The following is an 18,252-nucleotide window of genomic DNA, read 5'->3' as shown; positions in this document are numbered from 1 at the left end:
TTTTCCAGTCTCTATGGACTATTTTTGACTTTAGATTGCACGGGTGTGACGGCCTCCTGATTTTATAGGCAGTCAGGATTTTGTGCAAGCTCCACTTCGCTATTTCCTATGCAGCGGTGCTGTTCTGCACCGATACCGTTTGTTGTCATTGACTTATTGAAGAAGTGACAAAGGAGAGAACGTATGTCCACCATCAGGTCCAAGATCGTACTCAATCTCGTTGTTCTGCTTATTACCATTATCGGCATCGTCGCCTTCGAGTACAGCAACATAGCAACGCTCGGCCGCCTTCAGGATGAGGGGGCGAAACGCTCCAGGGACGCGGTGCTGGCCAAGGAGTCCTCCATGGGGGGGCTCGCTTTGTACCGGATCATCGCCGATGCCGAGATAAACAGGAATCTTGACGAGACGGCGAAGCTTTGGAGTGAGAAAAAAGCGGAGGTCTTCAAAGGCATCAGCGCCCTGGAGGCATCGATCGACACGGCGGAGGAGAAGAAGATCACGGCTGAGACCAAGGCCGCTCTCAAAGATGTGGTGGACCTTTTCGAGGGGAAGATGCTTCCTCTTCTAAAGACGACCGGCGGCATCACGCCGGAGCTGCAAGCGCTGGATACTCAAATCGATGAAAAGGTCGTGCGGGTCGAGGCGGGGATCGACAAGGTGGTCGCCTCGATGCAAAAGGAGATGGAGGCGGCTGACGCGGAGTTCGATGCCGACCGCAGGATGGCGATCATCGAGGCGGTGGTGGTCGGAGTCGCGGGTCTGCTGCTGCTGATGGTAGTGGGGATCCTGCTGCTTAAGAGCATCATGCGTTCCATCGATGCCATGAAAGTCGTCATGACCGCGGTGCACGAGGGGGATCTGACCCGGCAGGTGGAACTCGACAGCAAGGACGAACTCGGGATCATGAGCCGGGAGTTCAACGGGATCATCGAGAGACTGCACGACATGATCGGCCAGATTTCCGACACCTCAAGCCAGGTGGTGACCGCTTCCGAACAGCTGAGCTCGACTGCGGAACGGATCGCCAACGGCGCGGAAGAGGTCGCGGCGCAATCGTCCACCGTGGCTACCGCGGGGGAGGAGATGTCGGCGACCTCCGGGGACATAGCTCTCACCTGCCAGAGGGCGTCCGAGGGGGCGAAGCTTGCCGCCGAATCGGCCGGCGGCGGCGCAAGTCTCGTGGAGAGAACCGTCGCGGTCATGGGCGAGATCGCCGCCAAGGTCCAGGAATCGGCCCGGACCGTTGAAAGCCTGGGAGCGCGCAGCGACCAGATCGGCGCCATCATCGTCACCATAGAGGACATCGCCGACCAGACCAACCTCCTGGCGCTGAACGCTGCCATCGAGGCGGCCCGTGCCGGTGAACAGGGGCGTGGCTTCGCGGTGGTGGCGGACGAGGTCCGCGCCCTCGCGGAGCGCACCACCCGGGCCACCAGGGAGATCGACGAGATGATCAAGGCCATCCAGAGGGAAACCAAGGGGGCCGTGGCAGCCATGGAGCAGGGTGTCGGGCAGGTGGAGGCGGGAACCGAGGAGGCGGCCAAGTCCGGCGCCGCCCTGCGCGAAATACTGGAGCAGGTGCACGACGTCGCCATGCAGGTGAACCAGATCGCCACCGCCGCGGAGGAGCAGACCGCCACCACCAGCGAGATTTCCAGCAGCATGCAGCAGATCTCCCAGGTGGTCAGGGAGACGGCTTCGGGAGCCCACGAATCGGCGACCGCGGCGCACCAGCTGAACGGGTCCGCGGAGCAACTGCAAAGGCTCGTGCGGCAGTTCAAGCTGTGAGATCGAACTGCCGCGGCTTCTCGCCCACACAGTTCACCGTGAGGTACAGACGGCGCTTTTCTCCCCGGAGAAGGCGCCGTTTTTTTTATGCTTTCACCGGCCTCCAGTCCAAAAGCGCTGGCGCCATCCGTTCGCTTCTGTGGACGGTGATGACTCCCGACGAATCAGCCGTTGCTCCCGGCATAGGGATCGGGGGAGGCGCCGCCGGGGGGGCGTGAGGGTGGTGCCGACGGAGCGTCGGCGGAGAGGGGGATAGGGGTGCGGTCCTTCACCGCGAAGACCTCGATGGCGGACTTTCCCTCCAAGGGGCAGACGTTTTCGCAGATGCCGCAGCCGTTGCAAAGCTCCGTGACCAGGTACGGCTGCTTCACCTGCAGCTTCTCCCCCTGGAAGCCGGTCACCTCAACAAGCTCCGACCGGATCGCCTTTTGCGGGATGGGGCAGTGCTCCTCGCAGACGATGCAGTCCACCCTTTTGGCGAAGGGGAGGCAGTGGTTCTTGTCGAAGACCGCCTTGCCGATCACCTCGCGCTTTTTCGCTTCGACGGCGAGATCGGGAATGGCGCCGGTAGGGCAGACCTGGCCGCAGAGGGTGCAGTTGTACTCGCAGTATCCCAGTCGCGGCACCAGGACCGGGGTGTAGAGCGCCTCCGGTCCGGCCTGCAGCAAAGCGGGGTAGAGCGCGCTTCTCAGGCAGACCTTCATGCACTCCCCGCAGCGCACGCATTTCTCCAGGAATTCCCCCTCCTCCCGCACCCCGGGGGGACGCAGCATCCTCGCCTGGGCTTCCGGCTCGCGGAAGCGGAAGGTCCTGGCGAGGACAAAGCCGCCGAAAAGCCCCCCCAGAAGTACCCGTCGCTCCATCACCGGCCCCGTCTCAGGCCGCATCCCCCTCCAATCGAAGCGGACCCGCTGCGAGGGGCAGTTGAGCGCGCACTGAAGGCAGAGGATGCACTCGTCCATCTGCAGCAGCTCGCGGTCGAAGGAGGTCGGGCAATGTTCGCGACAGGCCCGGCAGTCGGGGCAGAGCTTCGCGGGGATCCGCCGCAAGGGTCCGAAGCGGGAGACGAGCCCGAGGAGGGTCCCCAGGGGGCAGAGCCGGCGGCACCAGCAGCGCTTTTCGTAGCGCTCCAGGAATAGGACCAGGAAGAAGAGGAGCGCGGACAGAAAAGCCAGTGGGTAGAGCGTCTCCCGGAAGGGGAGGAGGTAGTCGCGCAGCAGGTGATAGCCCGGGTCGAGCAGGTCCCGGCGGTCCCCGAGGAGGCCGTAGAGCGATTTCCAGCCGCCGCGTGCGGTCTCGCCCAAAAGCGGGTGAAAGAAGAAGGTGAGGGCGCGCAACAGGATGGCGATGGGGTCGAGGATCCCGGCTACGTTCAACCCGAACAGGGAGGCGAAGAGTAAAGGAAGCAGGAGCCAGTACTTGGCCCTCCCCTGAAGCACCCTGATCGGGCCGAGCTTCCCGATCCTGTCAGTCGCGAGATCGAGGACGGTCCCCAAGGGACAGATCCAGCCGCAGAAGAAGCGCCCGAGGAAAAGGGAGAGGGCCAGCATCAGGAGCCCGGGGAAGAGGAGCGGGAGGTAACCCTTTACCGCCAGCATGCTGCTGACGGCGGTGAGAGGGTCCGCCCGGAAGAACCCGTTCACCGCGGCGACGATCCGGTCGCTGCCGCGGTATTCGGTCAAAAGGAACAGTACCAGGAAGAGCAGGAGAAAGAAAAGCTGCGAGATGCGGGGGGGGCGCGGAAGCCTCATGCCTTGACTACCCTGATCCGGTCAAGGTTCATCTCCCCCAGCCCCCGCTGGTAGGCGGTCCTGGTGACGGCGATGTCGGAGGGCTTCAGCCCGAAGAGCGTCGTGGCGTAGGCGTCGGCCGCGACCATGTCGGTGGAGGCCAGCACCTGGTTCAGGACCTCCACGTCGGCCAGGTTCCCCCCCTGCGGGCCGTGGGCGGTGAGTATCCTCGTGGCGTCTATCACGGTGAGCTGGGGCCTGAAGTAGCCGTTCACGTCGGCCAGCGCCTGGTCCAGGTTCTTGTGTATCGAGCCGCGGTTCCCCCCCATGATCCCCATCACGTTCTTCATCCCCAGGGTGAGGCGGCTCAGGCCGTGGTGCTTCGCCACCGGCACGTTGATGTAGACGTCGGCGGAGAGCGCCTCGCCGTAGAGCTCGCACTCCTTGAGCACCCTGCCGTTCAACGCCACCTTCTTGAAGCGCTCTTCCTCCAGGTGCTTCACCTCGACGTTCTTCATTCCCTTGAGGGCCGACTCGATGCCGCTGCTGGCATAGCAGCGCCGGGCGTCGTTGCAGGTGCGGTCGAACACCTTCACCTTTTTCGCCCCAGCCTTCAGGCATTCCTCGACCACGGCCTTCACCACGGCCGGGTTCGTGGTGGCCGCGTATTGCGGCGCCCGGTCCCAGCCGATGTTGGGCTTCACCACGACGGTCTGCCCGGCCTTGACGAAGCGCTGCATGCCCCCAAGCGCGGCGATCGCCCTGCGGGCCGCTGCGGCGTGGTCGCTCCCCTGGGAGACGGCCACCACCGGGCCCTGGGCCGCCAAGAGCTGCCGCAGCGAGCCGGGCAAAAAGATCGAGCAAAGGCCAAGCAGCTTGATGAATCGTCTTCTTTCCATGGCGCCTCCGGAACAGTTGCGGTCTTTTTTCCAGCTCTCATTATATGAAGAAATCGCACCCTGACAATGAGCTCGGGGAAAAAGCGTGCGCCCCATTCTTGGGGGGAGAAGCCGACGGCTCGCGCGGGGCGCGGCTGCCAGGGACGATATTTTCCGTCAGGAAAAGGTAACTTCTCCCCGTTTGTGCGTTGAATTCTGCTCTTGCATGGTTAGAATTGCCTAATTGTCTCAGCGCCAGACCAACCTTAAACAGGAGAACCTCAATGAAAACAATGGATATGCTAAACGCCCATCCCAGAAGGTCCACCCTGGACCTCACGGTCGTAACCGAATGCGTCAACGCACTGGTCGAGTGCGCCGACGTCTGCACCTCTTGTGCGGATGCCTGCCTGGGCGAGGAGCAGGTGCAGATGCTGACCAGATGCATCAGGTTGAACCTCGACTGCGCCGACATCTGCCAGGCGACGGCTCGGGTCCTTGCACGCCAGACCGAGCCGGCGCCGCTGCTTTTGCGGGCCCAGCTCGACAGCTGCGCCATAGCCTGCCGGACCTGCGCCCAGGAATGCGAGGAGCACTCCGAGATGCACCAGCACTGCAGGATCTGCCGGGCTTCCTGTCTCAACTGCGAGAAGATCTGCCAGGAGATGCTCTCCCGCCTCTCCGAAGGGAGCAGGACCAGCCTGTTGTAGAGAAGTGGGGGGCGGCGCAGGCCGCCCCCCTTGTCGTTCCCGCTTTCGCCGGTGAACAGGAGGTGATCCCATGACCAAGCTGGCGTGCAACGTGGCAGCCTACCGCCCCGACCCGGTGATGCTCGCGGCCAACTTCAGCCCGTGGCAGGCCGAACCCCTGCTTTGCGAGGCTGCGGCCCTCCTGGACCGTTGCCTGGTCGACCTCAAGGAATACGTTTCCCTGGACCGCGCCTGGCAGGGGTACAGCAACGACATCGACATCCTGGAGAAAGAGATCGAGCTGGACCGGAAGCGGGAGCGGACGGAGGAGCCGGAGCCGGAAGCTGCGCCGGAGCCGGAGGCGGCCGAGGGGGGCGTGGACCCTCCCTCCGGGGAGGTGGCTCCCCACGGGGAAGAAGAGCACGGGGAGCAGCACGAGGCGAGGGAAGAGCAGGAGAAGGGGGAGGCCGAGGCGCTGAGCGAGCCGGCCGCCGCCGAGATCACCACCTTCCTGGAGCTTCGGGCCGAGTCGGTGCGCAGGAAAAGGGAGCTGGCGGGGCCGGGGCGCCCCTTTGCCCTGGACGAACAGCGGGACCTGGTGCTGAAGCGGGTCTGCCGCGACTACGAGGAGGCGGTGAACCGGATAGCCGTTGCGGAGGACGGCATCCGCCTGATCTACGGCTACGACGGCGATCCTTCGCCGCTGACCGCGTGGGCCGATACCCTGAGCGCCTCGATCACCAGCTTTTCCATCTGGACCCGCAACACGCTCGAATGGCTGGGAAAATACCAGCGCAGGGAGCAGGCCTTCACCAGGGCGTTCTCTGTCCGCGCCCTGATGAACCGCAACGCCTGGGGGCAGCTCAGACACGCGAGGGACAGCTTCGCGGTGAAGCTGCAGGTTCCGCCGGAGCTGTTCCAGGGGCTCGACAACTGCCGCCTGAAGGGGGTGAGCGCATCGCTGATCGGAGAGGCGGGAACGGTTCCCTGGTCGCTGGTGCTGAGACTTCCGGAGGCGGCGCTTTTTGTCCGGGGGGGGCAGAAGGTGGAGGTGGATCAGTCCCGGCTCCCGCCGTGTCTTCTGGGACGGGTTGAAAACCGGCGCTCGGTGCGCTGTTCGGAATTCTGCGGCATGGTGTCCCATGCCAGTGCAAGTCCATTGGGGAGAAACAGCGTCGAGGGGCAATGGTCCCTGGAGCTCATGAGGCCGACGGGCTCGGCTACCGAGCTTTTCGCCCAGGTCGACGACCTCATCGTAGAGATCAAGATAACAGCGCTGCCCCAACCTCAGAGGGCGGATCGTTAACCGGCTAGCGCCGCGGCTGTCGCGGCGCGGGGAGTGCAAAACCAAAAAGGGGGGAGAACCATGGAAAAGATGAGATTGAGCAGCCCGGCGTTCCAGGACAACAAGAAGATCCCCGCGAAGTTCACCTGCGACGGCGACAACATCAACCCGGAACTGGTCATCGAAAACGTCCCGCGCGGGACCAAATCGCTGGCGCTGATCATGGAGGACCCTGACGCCCCCAACGGGTTGTGGGTGCACTGGGTGGTCTGGAACATCTGGCCCAACATCGGGAAACTGGTGGAGCATTCCGAGCCGCGCGAGTCGGTGATAGGCAAAAACAGCTGGGGGCACAACCAGTACGGCGGTCCCTGCCCCCCTTCCGGCACCCATCGCTACATCTTCAGGCTCTACGCCCTCGACGCCGTCCTAGACCTTGCCGGGACCGCCAGCAAGGGGCAGCTGGACGTGGCGATGAACCAGCACATCCTGGCCGAGACCTCGCTCACCGGCATCTATTCGGAAAGCGACGGTCCCTCCTGAGTTGATGCCAACCGGAGTGAAAACGAAAGGGACAGGCTACTTGATTTGAAAAGTAGCCTGTCCCTTTTTGTTTGCGCCTTCACCCCAGGCCGGGTCAGCCGGCCTTGATGCAGTCGGCCAACGCCCGGTCAGTGCTCAGGATGTGGGCTACCAGCCATTCCTTGAGGAAGGTCAGCACCTCGATGGCGACGAAGGATTCCCCGGCACTGGCCCTCCGGTCGAATTCGGCGATGGAGGCGACGAACTGCCGGTGCGCCTCCATGTGCGCCTCCGCTGCCTGGTAGCCGGTGTCGCTCATGATCTTTTCCTCGGCCCCGAAGTGGTACTGCGTGTAATCCTTCAGCTCCGTTACGATCTCTTCAAGCTGGCGGGTGTGGTTGTTCAGCATCAGCGCCTGGTAGCACTGGTTCAAAATGTCGATCAGCTTGCGGTGATGCTCGTCGATCTCCCCGATACCGAGTTCAAGTGCCCCGTCCCACTCCAGTAACATGTCGTCGCTCCTTCCTTGGCCTGGTTTGCTTACCGACCGTATCGGCCGGTGACGGCGACACTGTAGCGAAATTTCGCCGGGTTACTTGAAGGCGATGACCTCAAGGTTGCCGTAGTCGCCACGCTGGGCCTTAAGCACGCTGCGCTCGAACTCGATCTCTTTTCTTTCCCGGTCTTTGAGCAGGCGCCATTTAGGCGCCTGGGGGCGCTTGGCCATCGTATGCCGGAGCAGGAAACCGGCGGCGCAAAGCGAGGCCAGCGCGAACCTGCGTTTGAGGAGCAAGGCGACGGTGCCACCCAAAAGCAGCGTCGCGGGAGGATCGTAAACGACCTCCAGCGCCGTTTCAAGGCCAAGCTTCAGGTTCAACTGCCGCAACTGAGGGTTTAGGCTCGACCGCTGGTCGACTGCGTAGTTGAGCGGGTGGTCGCTGTTTCGGGAAAGCTCCATCGTATCCCTCCTTTGTGTCGGGACTCGTTCTTTGCATAAAGCCGAAGCTTATCTTAGCAGTGTCGGCCTCTTCCTCAACGATCACGCCGCTATTTTTCATGCCGCGAAAGAAATCCCAGGATCCGGCCTCTCACCTGCCTGGGCGACTTCTGCTGCCGGCACTGCGGATGAGCAATAGATTCTTTCGCTAAATCAGCAGCTTTGGCTTGCTGCTGCGCTGGACATTTCACGATCAGCTAGTACCTTAATAGCACCATCCCGTAGAGCTCATGAGGGGGGCTGTGGCAGGCCCCCCCTGGCGGGCCTTTGCCCTTGCTTTGCGGCGTCGCGTGGCGCAGTTCACGTTCTCTGGGGGGATGTCATGATCGCAACATTACTGGAGGGGAACAAACGATTCGTGGAGGAGACCTTCGAGAAGGAGAAGGAGTTCTTCACCGTGCTCGCCAAGGATCAGAAGCCGACCGTCTTGTGGATCGGATGTTCCGATTCCCGCGTGCCGGTGAACACCATCACCCAGACCAGGGCGGGAGAGGTGTTCGTGCACCGCAACGTCGGCAACATCGTGGCCAACAACGACTGGAACCTGAGCGCGGTACTGGAATTCTCCATCAACCACCTGAAGATCCCTGACATCGTCATCTGCGGCCATTACGGCTGCGGCGGGATCAACGCGCTCCTGGAGGAGGACGGCGACGACAAATACATCCCCATCTGGCTGAACAACGCCTACAAGGCAAAGGAACGAGTGGACGAAAAGATCAACGCGCTGCACATCGACATGCCGCATGAGCAGCGGATGAACCTGATCGTCGAGGAGAACGTCAGGCTGCAACTGGAGCATCTGCAGGAATACCCATTCGTGCGGAAGGCGATGACTGACAAGCATCTGAAAATCCACGGCTGGGTGTACGACATGAGTACGGGCGAGATCAAGGTGGTGAAGAGGTCGGTCGCGGGACCGTGAACGGTAGGGCGGCAGCCGGAGCGTTGAGTTTGAGGAGGGCCAGGGCCGAGGCTGGGGGTGTCAAACAACGAGGGAGGGCGTCATGGGGAAAGCGAAACTGGTGACGAAGGATGGACGGAAGTTGTACGTCAGGCCGGACACGCTGGATTTCAGGGACAGGATGTTCGTTCCGACGCTGTTGGAGGTCCCGATGCGGATGGGGCTCGAAGAGTACCTCAGATACGAGGTCCCCATCCTGGACCAGGGGACCGAAGGGGCCTGCACCGGTTTCGGCCTGGCCACGAACGTGAACTACCTCTTGCGCAAACGCAGGGTGATCCCCGACACGGTCAGCGTGAGCCCCTGGATGCTGTACCAGCTGGCCAGGCGCTACGACGAGTGGCCCGGGGAGAACTACGAGGGGTCGAGCGCGCGCGGCGCCATTAAGGGGTGGCACAAGCACGGGGTCTGCGCCACCGGGCTTTGCGAGAAGGGGGGACGGCTGACCGAGGAGGCGCTCAAGGATGCTCCCAAGCGCTCGCTGGGGGCCTACTTCCGGGTCAACCACAAGGACCTGGTGGCGATGCACAGCGCCCTGGCTGAGGTGGGGGTCCTCTTCGCCACGGCGAGCGTCCACAGCGGCTGGGAAAACGTCGGCTCCGACGGGGTGATCAAGAAGTCCGACACGATCATCGGGGGGCACGCCTTCGCCATCGTAGGGTACGACGAGGACGGCTTCTGGATACAGAACTCCTGGGGGCGCGACTGGGGCAAGGGGGGCTTCGCCCGCATCGGCTACGACGACTGGCTCGCCAACGCCGACGACGTCTGGGTGGCCAGGCTCGGGGTGCCGATGAACCTCCATACCCCCGAGTCGACCGCGATCGGTAGCTCCGCCGCGGTCAGCCATTCCGGCGCCTACTCCAGCACGGAGCTGCGCCGCCACATCGTGAGCATCGGCAACAACGGGGTGCTGCGGCCGGGGGGAAGCTTCGGCACCAGCTGGCACGACGTGGAGGAGATCTTCACCAGGGACTTCCCTGCTCTAACGGCCGGATGGAACAGGAAACGGCTCTTGCTCTACGCCCACGGCGGGCTGGTGGACGAGGCCTCTGCTGTGCAGCGGGTGGCCGAGTACCGCGCCCAGCTGCTGAAGGCCGAGATCTATCCCCTCGCTTTCATCTGGCACAGCGACATGTCCACCACCATCTGCAACATCCTGCAGGACGCCATGGGAAAGCGCAGGTCGGAAGGGTTCATCGACGACAGCAAGGATTTCATGCTGGACCGCCTGGACGACGCGCTGGAGCCGGTGGCGCGGCTGGCGGGAAAGCCGCTTTGGAGCGAGATGAAGCAAAACGCGCTTTCGGCGGGGACCGGCGAGGAGGGAGGCGCCCGCATCGTCCTCGAGCAGATCAGGAAGCTCCCAGCAGACGTGGAGATCCATCTCGTTGGGCACAGCGCCGGATCGATCTTCCACGCGCCGGTGGTCGAGGGGCTCGCGAAAATGGGGAGACCCATCAAGAGCTGCACCCTCTGGGCGCCGGCCTGTACCACGGAGCTCTTCAAAAAAAGCTACCTCCCCTCCATCGACAGCGGCCAGATAGCGCGCTTCGCCCTCTTCACCCTGAACGACAAGGCGGAGCAGTGCGACAACTGCGGGCGCATCTACAACAAGTCGCTCCTCTACCTGGTGTCGAACGCCTTCGAGGCCGAGCCGCACATCCCGCTTTTCAGGGACGGCGTGCCGCTTTTGGGACTGGAGCGCTCCATCGAAAGCGACTCGAGGCTTCGGGATCTCTTCTCCGGCAAGAACGCGGACTGGGTGCGGGCGCCGAACGACCTGAAGGATTCACCCTTCGACTATTCCACGGCCCGCCACCACGGCGACTTCGACGACGACCAGGCCACGGTGAAGGCGAGCCTGGCGCGCATGCTGGGAAAAACGGAGCTCAAGGGGGAATTCAGTTTCGAGGTCACCAAGTCGTCCTCGCGCCAGAGGCGGGCGAACATCTCGCGCTGATCGCTCCCCTATACGGAGTGGCTTTCTCTGCTACTCTTTTACGGTCTGGTTTCATCGTGCTAAAAGGAGGACCACATGGCAGAGGCAAAACGGATCTCGATTGAGGAAGCACGCCGGAAGGTGCAGGGAGGAGAGGCCCTCTTCGTCTGCGCTTACGACAGCGAGGAGATGTGCGGAGGGATCAGGTTGGAGAAGTCGATGACCATGGGAGAGTTCAACTCACGGCTCTCCGAGATACCGAAGGAGAAGGAGTTGATCTTCTATTGCCAGTGACCGCAGGAACATACGTCTGCCGGTCGGGCAGCTGAGTTCGAGGAGAAGGGATACCGCAACGTGTCGGCTCTCAAGGGCGGGGTAAACGCCTGGAAGGAAGCAGGGTACCGGTGATCGCTCTCGCCATTTAGTGGAAAAGGCCCTCCAGCTGATGTTGGAGGGCCTTTTTTTTTATTCCCCCTGGGCCGTGGAAACGGCGGCTTTGGCGCCTTCGAGGTTCTGCAGGATCCCCCGGCTGTTCCAAAGGACCACCTGCTTGCTCCTGAACGGCTGCCGGAAAAAGGCCTCATCCGGCGGCACCGCCTGGTCCTCCCGCGGATAGGTGACCAGCGCCACCTTCTCGTGGGTCTGGGCATAGCGGCGGATCTCGTCGCTTCCCTCCAATTCCAACAGCGGCTGCTGCAGCCGTCCCATGAAATGGTACTGGCCGTGGTATTTTCCCTGGTGCAGCACCTGGTACCCCTCCTGCTGCTTCTTAAGCACCGCAGCCGAGACCGCGTGTATGTCGTAGCGACCGGAGAAGGTGTGGCAGCCGACCACGACCAGGGCGACGAAGGGGAGCGTGGACGCCGCCACGAGCTTCAGCGCGGCCGAGGTGTCGCGCGGCTTCGGGAAAGAGAGCGCCGCGCCCAGGAGCAGGAGACCGCCTGCGGCGATTCTCAGCTCGCCCAGGTCGAAGCTGTGCAGCGCGCGCCCCTGCTTCAGGAAGGTGAGCGTCATGATTGCCGCGCCGACCAACAGGTAGAAGGCAGCTATCGGGAGCTGGAAGCGCCGGCCGCTCTCCTCGCAGCAACTGACCGCCTTCGCCATCAGCAGGGAGCAGGCGGGGATCAGGGGGATCAGGTAGTGCACCTGTTTCCCGCTCAAAAGCGAGAAGACGACGAAACCGCCGGCGATCCAGGTGAGCACCAGCTTGGTTCCCGCGTCGAGCGTCAGGCGGCGGCAACCGCGCCAGAAGGGGGCGAAGAAGATCCAGGGGGCCAGAAGGACCGGTACCCACTGGAAGTACCACCAAAGCGGCCTCTTATGGGCGAAGGAGTTGGCCATCCGGTTCACCGTCTGCCCCCACAGGATCGCCTTGCGGTACACTTCCCCCCCGGTGAGAGCCGCCGGAATGAGCCAGACGAGGACCACTGCGATCCCTATCAGCAGGGAGAGGAAAGTCCAGGCGTACCACCTTGGGGTGACCTCGCCGCGGGGGCGCCACCAGAAGGCGAAGAGCGCCACCGGCAGGATGTAGACCAGCACCACCGGCCCCTTGGTGAGGATGCCGCCCCCAATAGCCACCCCCGCCAGCGCGAAGGGGCCAAACCGCCCCTCTTTGCCCGCGCGGATCAGTGCCGAAACGGCGATCAGCACCCAGAAGGAGAGGAGCACGTCGAACATGATGATCGAGGACCAGAGGAGGTAAGCGAAGGTGGAGCCGAGGATGACGGCCGCGTTCAGCGCCAGCTTGCGGTCCTCCCAGAGCTGCAGGGCGATCCGGTACACCAGGCAGACGTTGAAGAGGCTGAAGATAAGCGGGATGAAGCGGAGCGTCCCCTCGTTCACCCCGAAGAGCAGCCAGTCCAGGTTGATGAGCCAGAAGAGCAGGGGGGGCTTGTGCGAGTAGGGGAGCGCGTTCTGGATCGGGACGATAAAGGAGTCATGCACCTTCATCTCCCAGGCCACTGAGAGGTAGCGGGTTTCATCCACCGGGAAGAAGGGGAGGACCAGCGAGAAAAGGAGGCAGGTCCCGGCGAGGATCAGGAAGGGGAGCCAGAGCCCTTTAGCTTGAGGCGTTTGCGACATCTTTCTTTTCCTTGTGGATGAAGAAGAGGTTGCGGACATAGACCGTGGTGCCGAAGGCCTGTCCCAGGATGAAGACCGGGTCCTTGCGGTAGAGCGAATACACCAGCAGGATCAGCGACCCGAAGATGCTGAAATACCAGAAGGATTCGGGGATGACGCTCCTGCGGCTCCTTTCGGTGGCGATCCACTGCACGACAAAGCGCATGGTGAAGAAGAACTGCCCGGCAAGCCCTATCCCTACCCACATCTTCTCGGAGAGCACCATCAGTCGCACCTCGTGATCTTCACGTTCTTGGCCCTCATGCGCAGCCAGCAGACTCCGAAGATGTCGACGATCCCGACCCAGAGCCGGTTCAGCGTGCCGTACTTGGAGACGCCGTGGGTTCTCGCGCGGTGCCCCACCTCCACCGAGATCACCTCGCCCCCCTGCATCTTGATCAGGGCGGGGAGGAAACGGTGCATGTGGTCGAAGAAGGGAAGGTTCAAGAACGCGGCGCGGTAGAACACCTTCAGCCCGCAGCCGGTGTCGGGGGTCTCATCCCTTAAGAAAAAGCGGCGGTAGGCGTTGGCGATCTTGGAAGAGATGATGCGCCATGCCGCGTCGTCGCGTTTCTTGCGGAACCCGGCGACCATCTTGAGATTTTTGTCACCGCTTTGAAGGAGCGCCTGCACCATCTTCGGGATGTCGGCCGGGTCGTTCTGGCCGTCGCCGTCCATGGTGGCGATCAACTCTCCGCTGGCATGCCTGATCCCGGTAGACACTGCGGCGCTCTGGCCGTAGGAGCGGTCGTGCTGGACGATCTTCAGCGTGGGGACCGTCTTTTTCAGCGCGAGCAGCGTCGCGTGGGTTTCGTCGGTGCTGGCGTCGTCGACGACGACGATCTCACATTCGAGCCTGGTGGCCAGGATTTCCTGCACCAGGGCGCCTATGTTGCCTGCCTCGTTGTGTGCAGGTATCACGATGGAAATTGTGCTCATTAAGTCCTCGATTCTGTGTCGTTTACCAGGGTGTGGCTGGGGAAATCGGCAACTCGGCAAAATAGCACAATCGTTGCCGATAATCCTAGATTTTTCTCTGTGGGGGCGGAAACCGCGGACAGGGCGCCCAGGCCCCCGGGAAGATAAGGAATTTTTGCGGTATACACGGTTTGGTTTACGGTGGAATGGTGCTAGTCTTTCCCGCATGGTCACTTCGCTACTATCCACCGATGATCTGAAGCAGGCGCAGGCGCTGGTTGCCCAAAGTGGCCTGCGCTTCGAGCTTCCCTACGACGACCTGGTCGGCGTGTTCGAGTCCGGGCAGCTGGTGGCGGTCGGAGCCAGAGAAGGGCGGGTGCTCAAGATGCTGGTCGTCGCGCCCGCGCACCAGGGGGGGACCCTGCTCGACGAGGTGGTGACCGAGCTCGTTGGGCGTGGTTACCAGGAGGGGATCGATTCCTTCTTCGTCTTCACCTCTCCGGCGCTCGCCACAAGCTTCGAGGCGCTCAACTTCAACCTCCTGGTCGCCTCGGGAAAGACCGCTCTTTTGGAGTACGGAGACGGGCTGCGGCGCTACCTGACCCGGTACGGCAGGCAGGTTTTCCCCGGCAACAACGGCGCCGTGGTCGCCAACTGCAACCCCTTCACCATGGGGCACCGCTACCTGGTGGAGGAGGCGGCCTCAAGCGTCGACCACCTCTACCTCTTCGTGGTGCGCGAGGAGCGCTCCCTGTTCCCCTTCCCGGCGCGCCTCAGGATGGTGCAGGAGGGGACCGCCGATCTGAAGAACGTCACCGTCCTCGATACCTCCTGGTACGCCGTCTCCAGCGTCACCTTCCCCACCTATTTCCTGAAAAGCGACGACCCGGCCGGGGCCATCCAGATGGAGCTCGACCTGCTACTTTTCGCCACCCGCATCGCGCCCTTTTTCCACATCGCCACCCGCTTCATCGGCTCCGAGCCCTTCAGCCGCACCACGGCGGAGTACAACCGCGCCATGCACAGGATTCTGCCCCCCCTGGGGATCGCGGTGCGGGAGCTGGAAAGAAGGAGCGCGGTCGGAGCGGCCGTCAGCGCCTCGAGGGTGCGGGAGATGCTGATGCGGGGCGAACTGGAGGGGATCGCCGAACTGGTGCCGGTGAGCACGCTCGACTTTCTCCTCTCCAGCGAGGGGATCAAGATCTGGGACAAAGGGGGGAGCAAATGAAGATCATGAAGAAGGTGCAGGCGGGAACGCTGCAGTCGAGCGACCTGATGGTTTTCCTGGAGCCGGCCGAGAGCCTCACCGTGACCATCGAGTCCACCGTGTTGAAGCAGTTCGGGGAACTGATCCGCGCCAAGGTGGACGAGGTGCTTGCCAAGCACGGGGTCGAGGCGGGTGAGGTGCGCATCACCGACCGGGGGGCGCTGGACTACGCCATCGAGGCCCGTCTGGAAACGGCCCTGATGCGGGCGGAGGGTTGACATGGAAGGTCTCTGGTACAAGGAGTGCTCCAACGGGAGACGCTTCATCATCAAGATCACCCCGGGGGAAAGCCTCACCACGCGGCTTTTGCAGTTCGCGCACCTGACCGACGTGCGCTACGCCATGATCGTCTCGGCCCTGGGTAGCGTGAAGAACGTGAGGCTCAGGGGGATCAAGACCGGCGCGAAGCTCCCCATCACCGAACCACGCATCACCATCCACGACATCGAGGGTCCCTGCGAGCTTTTGGGGCTGCAGGGAAACATCGTCCCCGGCGAGGCCGACCTCCTCGATTTCCACTTCCACATCATGATGTCCAAGTCCTCCGGCGAGGTCGTCGGGGGGCACCTCTACGACGCCGAGGTCTTCGCCACCTGCGAGATCGTCCTCACCGAGCTCGACGTCTCCGGGGTGGAACGCCACGTCTCCAAGGTGGGAGGGATCCCCACCATCTACATCGACGAGGAGGCACCTTGATGCCGGATTACAAGCTCAGGCGCTCGCTTTTGTACGTCCCGGGCAACATGCCCTCCATGCTGCAGAACATCCCCATCTTCAACTGCGATTCCGTGATCATCGACCTGGAGGACGCGGTCCCTCTCTCCGAGAAGGACGCGGCGCGCCACCTGGTGAAGCGCTTCCTCATGGAGTACACCGACCGCAACAAGGAGCTCCTGGTCCGGATCAACCCGCTGGACACCCGGTGGGGGTACGAGGACCTGAAGGTGGTGCTCCCGGCCATGCCGGACGGCATCCGCCTCCCAAAGGCGGACACCCCGGAGATCGTGGAGCGGCTGGACACGCTTCTGACCGAGTTCGAGGAGGAGCTCGAGGTCGAGATCGGGCGCTTCGGCATCCTCCCCTCCCTGGAGAGCGCGCTGGGGGTCATCAACGCGGTGGGGATCGCCCGCAGCTCGCAGCGCATCTTCGCCCTTGCCTTCGGCGCCGAGGACTACACCGCCAGCATGGAGATCGAGAGAAGCCGCGGCGGCGAGGAGCTCTTCAACGCGAGGACCCGGGTTCTCTGGGCCGCGAAGGCGAACGGGATCCAGGCGCTCGACACCATCTTCGCCGATGTGGGGGACATGGAGGGGCTCAGGGCCGAGACCGAGCTGGCCAAGAGGCTCGGCTACACCGGGAAATGCCTGGTCAACCCGCGCCAGATCGAGGTGGTGCACGAGGTCTTCGCCCCGAAACAGCACGAGGTGGAGTACGCCCTGCAGGTTATCGAGGCGATCCAGCGGGCGCGCCAGCTAGGGACCGGCGTCATCTCCCTTGGCGGGAAGATGGTGGACGCCCCCGTGGTGAAGCGGGCGGCGCGGGTGCTTCGGACCGCCTACGCCCACGGCATGGTCGACACCCTGATAGACGAGGAGGCGATACATGGCGCTCAATAGTCTGGGCCGCGAGATTCCGGAGAGCTACGCGGGGAGAAAGCTTGTTCCCTACGGCGACCCCTACTCCATCACCCCGCAGGGGAAGGTCGCGGCGCGACGCTTGAGGCGCGTAAACCCCGGCGCGTCGAAGCTCCTCTCCAGCCTCAGGGAGGCGATCGAGGCGAGTGGGCTGAAAGACGGCATGACCATCGCCACCCACCACAGCCTGCGCAACGGCGACTTCCTCTTGAACCGGCTGGTGGCGGAGATCGCCGCGATGGGGATCCGCGGCATCTGGATCGCCTCCTCCTCGGTGCACCCGGTGCACGCCGAGATCATTCCCCACATCAAAAGCGGCGTCATAGCCGGCTTCCAATGCGGCGTTAACGGCCTGATCGGGGAGATGGCGAGCCGGGGGGAGCTTTCCTGCCCCATCGTGGTCAGGACCCACGGCGGCCGGGCCCGCGCCATCATGGAAGGATCGGTGCAGGTGGACGTCGCCTTCATCGCCGCTCCCTGCTGCGACGAATACGGCAACATGAACGGCTACAGCGGCCCCTCCGCCTGCGGCAGCCTGGGGTACGCCCAGACCGACGCACTCCACGCCGCCTGCGTCGTCGCGGTCACCGACAACCTGGTCCCCTTCCCGGTGGTGCCGGTGAGCATCCCGCAGACCCTGGTGGATTACGTGGTGACGGTGGACCGGCTGGGGGATCCGGCAAAGATCGTCTCCACCACCACCAGGATCACCACGGATCCAGTAGGGCTCCAGATCGCCAGCTACGCCTCCCAGGTGATCGAGGCATCCGGCCTCTTGAAGGACGGCTTCTCCTTCCAGACCGGCAGCGGCGGCATCTCGCTCGCAGTCTCGGACAAAGTGAGAAACGCCATGCGACGCGGCAACATCAAGGGGAGCTTCGGCTGCGGCGGCATCACCGGCTATTTCGTGGAGATGCTGGAGGAGGGGCTCTTCGACGCGCTGATGGACGTGCAGTGCTTCGACCAGGAGGCGGTGAAGTCGATCGCAAAAAACCGCGCCCACCAGGAGATCGGCGCCGACATGTACGCGAACCCGTTCAACGCGGGGGCCGTGGTGAACCGGCTCGACTGCGTGATCCTCGGGGCGACCGAGGTCGACACCTCCTTCAACGTCAACGTGAACACCGAGTCGAACGGCTACCTTTTGCACAACACCGGCGGCCACTCCGACACGGCTGCCGGCGCCAAGCTCTCCATCATCGTCGCGCCGTCGATCCGCGGGCGCCTCCCCATCGTGCGCGACCGGGTCACCACCGTCACCACCCCGGGGGAGACCATCGGCGTGGTGGTGACTGAGCGGGGGATCGCGGTGAACGAACAGCATCCCGAGCTCAAGGAAGAATTGATCAGGAGGAAGCTCCCGGTGAAGGAGATCGGCGAGCTGCAGCGTGAGATCTGCCGGGTGACCGGGACGCCCAGGGCGCTGGAGTTCGAGGACGAGGTGGTGGCGGTGATCGAGTACCGGGACGGGAGCATCATAGATGCGGTTAGACGCGTTAAGGAATAGCATT

The 18,252-nt window shown here is 63.2% G+C and carries 19 protein-coding genes; 12 read left to right on the top strand and 7 right to left on the bottom strand.

Annotated features, from left to right (window positions below; translation table 11 throughout):
- Nucleotides 1-183 precede the first annotated feature (183 nt).
- Nucleotides 184-1,791: a methyl-accepting chemotaxis protein gene (locus tag GEOBRER4_RS19140; RefSeq protein ID WP_185243582.1), complete on the top strand. Its 1,608-nt coding sequence runs from the start codon at nucleotides 184-186 to the stop codon at nucleotides 1,789-1,791.
- 164 nt (nucleotides 1,792-1,955) lie between these two features.
- Here the strand turns inward: GEOBRER4_RS19140 and GEOBRER4_RS19135 are convergent, their stop codons facing one another.
- On the bottom strand, nucleotides 1,956-3,542 hold the full coding sequence (locus GEOBRER4_RS19135) for a 4Fe-4S binding protein (protein WP_185243581.1): 1,587 nt from the start codon (nucleotides 3,540-3,542) through the stop codon (nucleotides 1,956-1,958).
- On the bottom strand, nucleotides 3,539-4,420 hold the full coding sequence (locus GEOBRER4_RS19130; protein ID WP_185243580.1) for a DUF362 domain-containing protein: 882 nt from the start codon (nucleotides 4,418-4,420) through the stop codon (nucleotides 3,539-3,541). Before GEOBRER4_RS19130 ends, GEOBRER4_RS19135 begins: the two co-directional genes overlap by 4 nt.
- Nucleotides 4,421-4,683: 263 nt before the next feature.
- Here GEOBRER4_RS19130 and GEOBRER4_RS19125 point away from each other — a divergent pair, with 263 nt between their 5' ends.
- The 3 genes from GEOBRER4_RS19125 to GEOBRER4_RS19115 all read left to right on the top strand — a co-directional run bounded on the left by GEOBRER4_RS19125 (nucleotide 4,684) and on the right by GEOBRER4_RS19115 (nucleotide 6,916).
- Nucleotides 4,684-5,109 (top strand): four-helix bundle copper-binding protein, encoded by a 426-nt coding sequence (locus GEOBRER4_RS19125; protein ID WP_185243579.1) that lies wholly within the window; start codon nucleotides 4,684-4,686, stop codon nucleotides 5,107-5,109.
- A gap of 70 nt (nucleotides 5,110-5,179) precedes the next feature.
- Nucleotides 5,180-6,394: a hypothetical protein gene (locus GEOBRER4_RS19120; RefSeq protein WP_185243578.1), complete on the top strand. Its 1,215-nt coding sequence runs from the start codon at nucleotides 5,180-5,182 to the stop codon at nucleotides 6,392-6,394.
- A gap of 60 nt (nucleotides 6,395-6,454) precedes the next feature.
- Nucleotides 6,455-6,916, top strand: coding sequence for a YbhB/YbcL family Raf kinase inhibitor-like protein (locus GEOBRER4_RS19115; RefSeq protein WP_185243577.1), 462 nt, complete (start codon nucleotides 6,455-6,457; stop codon nucleotides 6,914-6,916).
- 94 nt (nucleotides 6,917-7,010) lie between these two features.
- On the opposite strand, the gene GEOBRER4_RS19110 is transcribed toward GEOBRER4_RS19115, so the two are convergent.
- Together GEOBRER4_RS19110 and GEOBRER4_RS19105 are read right to left on the bottom strand one after the other, a co-directional pair.
- Nucleotides 7,011-7,406 (bottom strand): bacteriohemerythrin, encoded by a 396-nt coding sequence (locus GEOBRER4_RS19110; protein ID WP_185243576.1) that lies wholly within the window; start codon nucleotides 7,404-7,406, stop codon nucleotides 7,011-7,013.
- Between the two features lie 81 nt (nucleotides 7,407-7,487).
- Nucleotides 7,488-7,853: a hypothetical protein gene (locus GEOBRER4_RS19105; RefSeq protein ID WP_185243575.1), complete on the bottom strand. Its 366-nt coding sequence runs from the start codon at nucleotides 7,851-7,853 to the stop codon at nucleotides 7,488-7,490.
- A gap of 361 nt (nucleotides 7,854-8,214) precedes the next feature.
- Between GEOBRER4_RS19105 and GEOBRER4_RS19100 the strand changes: the two genes are divergently transcribed.
- From GEOBRER4_RS19100 to GEOBRER4_RS19090, 3 genes are all read left to right on the top strand, one after another.
- The gene (locus tag GEOBRER4_RS19100) at nucleotides 8,215-8,817 is read left to right on the top strand and encodes a carbonic anhydrase (RefSeq protein WP_085814670.1); all 603 of its coding nucleotides are present in this window, start codon (nucleotides 8,215-8,217) and stop codon (nucleotides 8,815-8,817) included.
- Nucleotides 8,818-8,899: 82 nt separating this feature from the next.
- Nucleotides 8,900-10,819 (top strand): C1 family peptidase, encoded by a 1,920-nt coding sequence (locus GEOBRER4_RS19095; RefSeq protein ID WP_185243574.1) that lies wholly within the window; start codon nucleotides 8,900-8,902, stop codon nucleotides 10,817-10,819.
- Nucleotides 10,820-10,894: 75 nt separating this feature from the next.
- The gene (locus tag GEOBRER4_RS19090) at nucleotides 10,895-11,092 is read left to right on the top strand and encodes a rhodanese-like domain-containing protein (RefSeq protein ID WP_085814672.1); all 198 of its coding nucleotides are present in this window, start codon (nucleotides 10,895-10,897) and stop codon (nucleotides 11,090-11,092) included.
- A 171-nt stretch (nucleotides 11,093-11,263) separates the two neighbouring features.
- Here GEOBRER4_RS19090 and GEOBRER4_RS19085 read toward each other — a convergent pair whose 3' ends face one another.
- Genes GEOBRER4_RS19085 through GEOBRER4_RS19075 form a run of 3 tightly spaced genes read right to left on the bottom strand, consistent with a single transcriptional unit; the run spans nucleotide 11,264 to nucleotide 13,861 of the window.
- On the bottom strand, nucleotides 11,264-12,883 hold the full coding sequence (locus GEOBRER4_RS19085; RefSeq protein WP_185243573.1) for an ArnT family glycosyltransferase: 1,620 nt from the start codon (nucleotides 12,881-12,883) through the stop codon (nucleotides 11,264-11,266).
- Nucleotides 12,861-13,148, bottom strand: coding sequence for a lipid-A-disaccharide synthase N-terminal domain-containing protein (locus GEOBRER4_RS19080; RefSeq protein ID WP_185245370.1), 288 nt, complete (start codon nucleotides 13,146-13,148; stop codon nucleotides 12,861-12,863). Before GEOBRER4_RS19080 ends, GEOBRER4_RS19085 begins: the two co-directional genes overlap by 23 nt.
- A complete protein-coding gene (locus GEOBRER4_RS19075; RefSeq protein ID WP_185243572.1) occupies nucleotides 13,148-13,861 on the bottom strand; it encodes a glycosyltransferase family 2 protein in 714 nt (237 codons plus the stop codon). The genes GEOBRER4_RS19080 and GEOBRER4_RS19075 overlap by 1 nt, the downstream gene beginning before the upstream one ends.
- Nucleotides 13,862-14,066: 205 nt before the next feature.
- Here GEOBRER4_RS19075 and citC point away from each other — a divergent pair, with 205 nt between their 5' ends.
- Genes citC through citF form a run of 5 tightly spaced genes read left to right on the top strand, consistent with a single transcriptional unit; the run spans nucleotide 14,067 to nucleotide 18,248 of the window.
- Entirely contained in the window at nucleotides 14,067-15,068 is a 1,002-nt protein-coding gene (gene citC, locus GEOBRER4_RS19070; protein WP_185243571.1) for a [citrate (pro-3S)-lyase] ligase, read from the top strand.
- Nucleotides 15,065-15,325, top strand: a complete 261-nt coding sequence (gene citD / locus GEOBRER4_RS19065) for a citrate lyase acyl carrier protein (RefSeq protein ID WP_085814677.1) — start codon at nucleotides 15,065-15,067, stop codon at nucleotides 15,323-15,325. Before citC ends, citD begins: the two co-directional genes overlap by 4 nt.
- A 1-nt stretch (nucleotide 15,326) precedes the next feature.
- Nucleotides 15,327-15,803: a PPC domain-containing DNA-binding protein gene (locus GEOBRER4_RS19060; RefSeq protein WP_085814678.1), complete on the top strand. Its 477-nt coding sequence runs from the start codon at nucleotides 15,327-15,329 to the stop codon at nucleotides 15,801-15,803.
- Nucleotides 15,803-16,723, top strand: coding sequence for an HpcH/HpaI aldolase/citrate lyase family protein (locus GEOBRER4_RS19055; protein ID WP_085814679.1), 921 nt, complete (start codon nucleotides 15,803-15,805; stop codon nucleotides 16,721-16,723). The genes GEOBRER4_RS19060 and GEOBRER4_RS19055 overlap by 1 nt, the downstream gene beginning before the upstream one ends.
- The gene (citF, locus tag GEOBRER4_RS19050; protein ID WP_185243570.1) at nucleotides 16,710-18,248 is read left to right on the top strand and encodes a citrate lyase subunit alpha; all 1,539 of its coding nucleotides are present in this window, start codon (nucleotides 16,710-16,712) and stop codon (nucleotides 18,246-18,248) included. The genes GEOBRER4_RS19055 and citF overlap by 14 nt, the downstream gene beginning before the upstream one ends.
- The last annotated feature ends 4 nt before the right edge of the window (nucleotides 18,249-18,252 follow it).

Origin of the sequence: Citrifermentans bremense (assembly GCF_014218275.1) — a bacterium.
GTDB classification, from domain to species: Bacteria; Desulfobacterota; Desulfuromonadia; order Geobacterales; family Geobacteraceae; genus Geomonas; species Geomonas pelophila.
The sequence above is the reverse complement of the archived record's forward strand: the minus strand, read 5'-3'. Positions and strand labels throughout refer to the sequence as shown.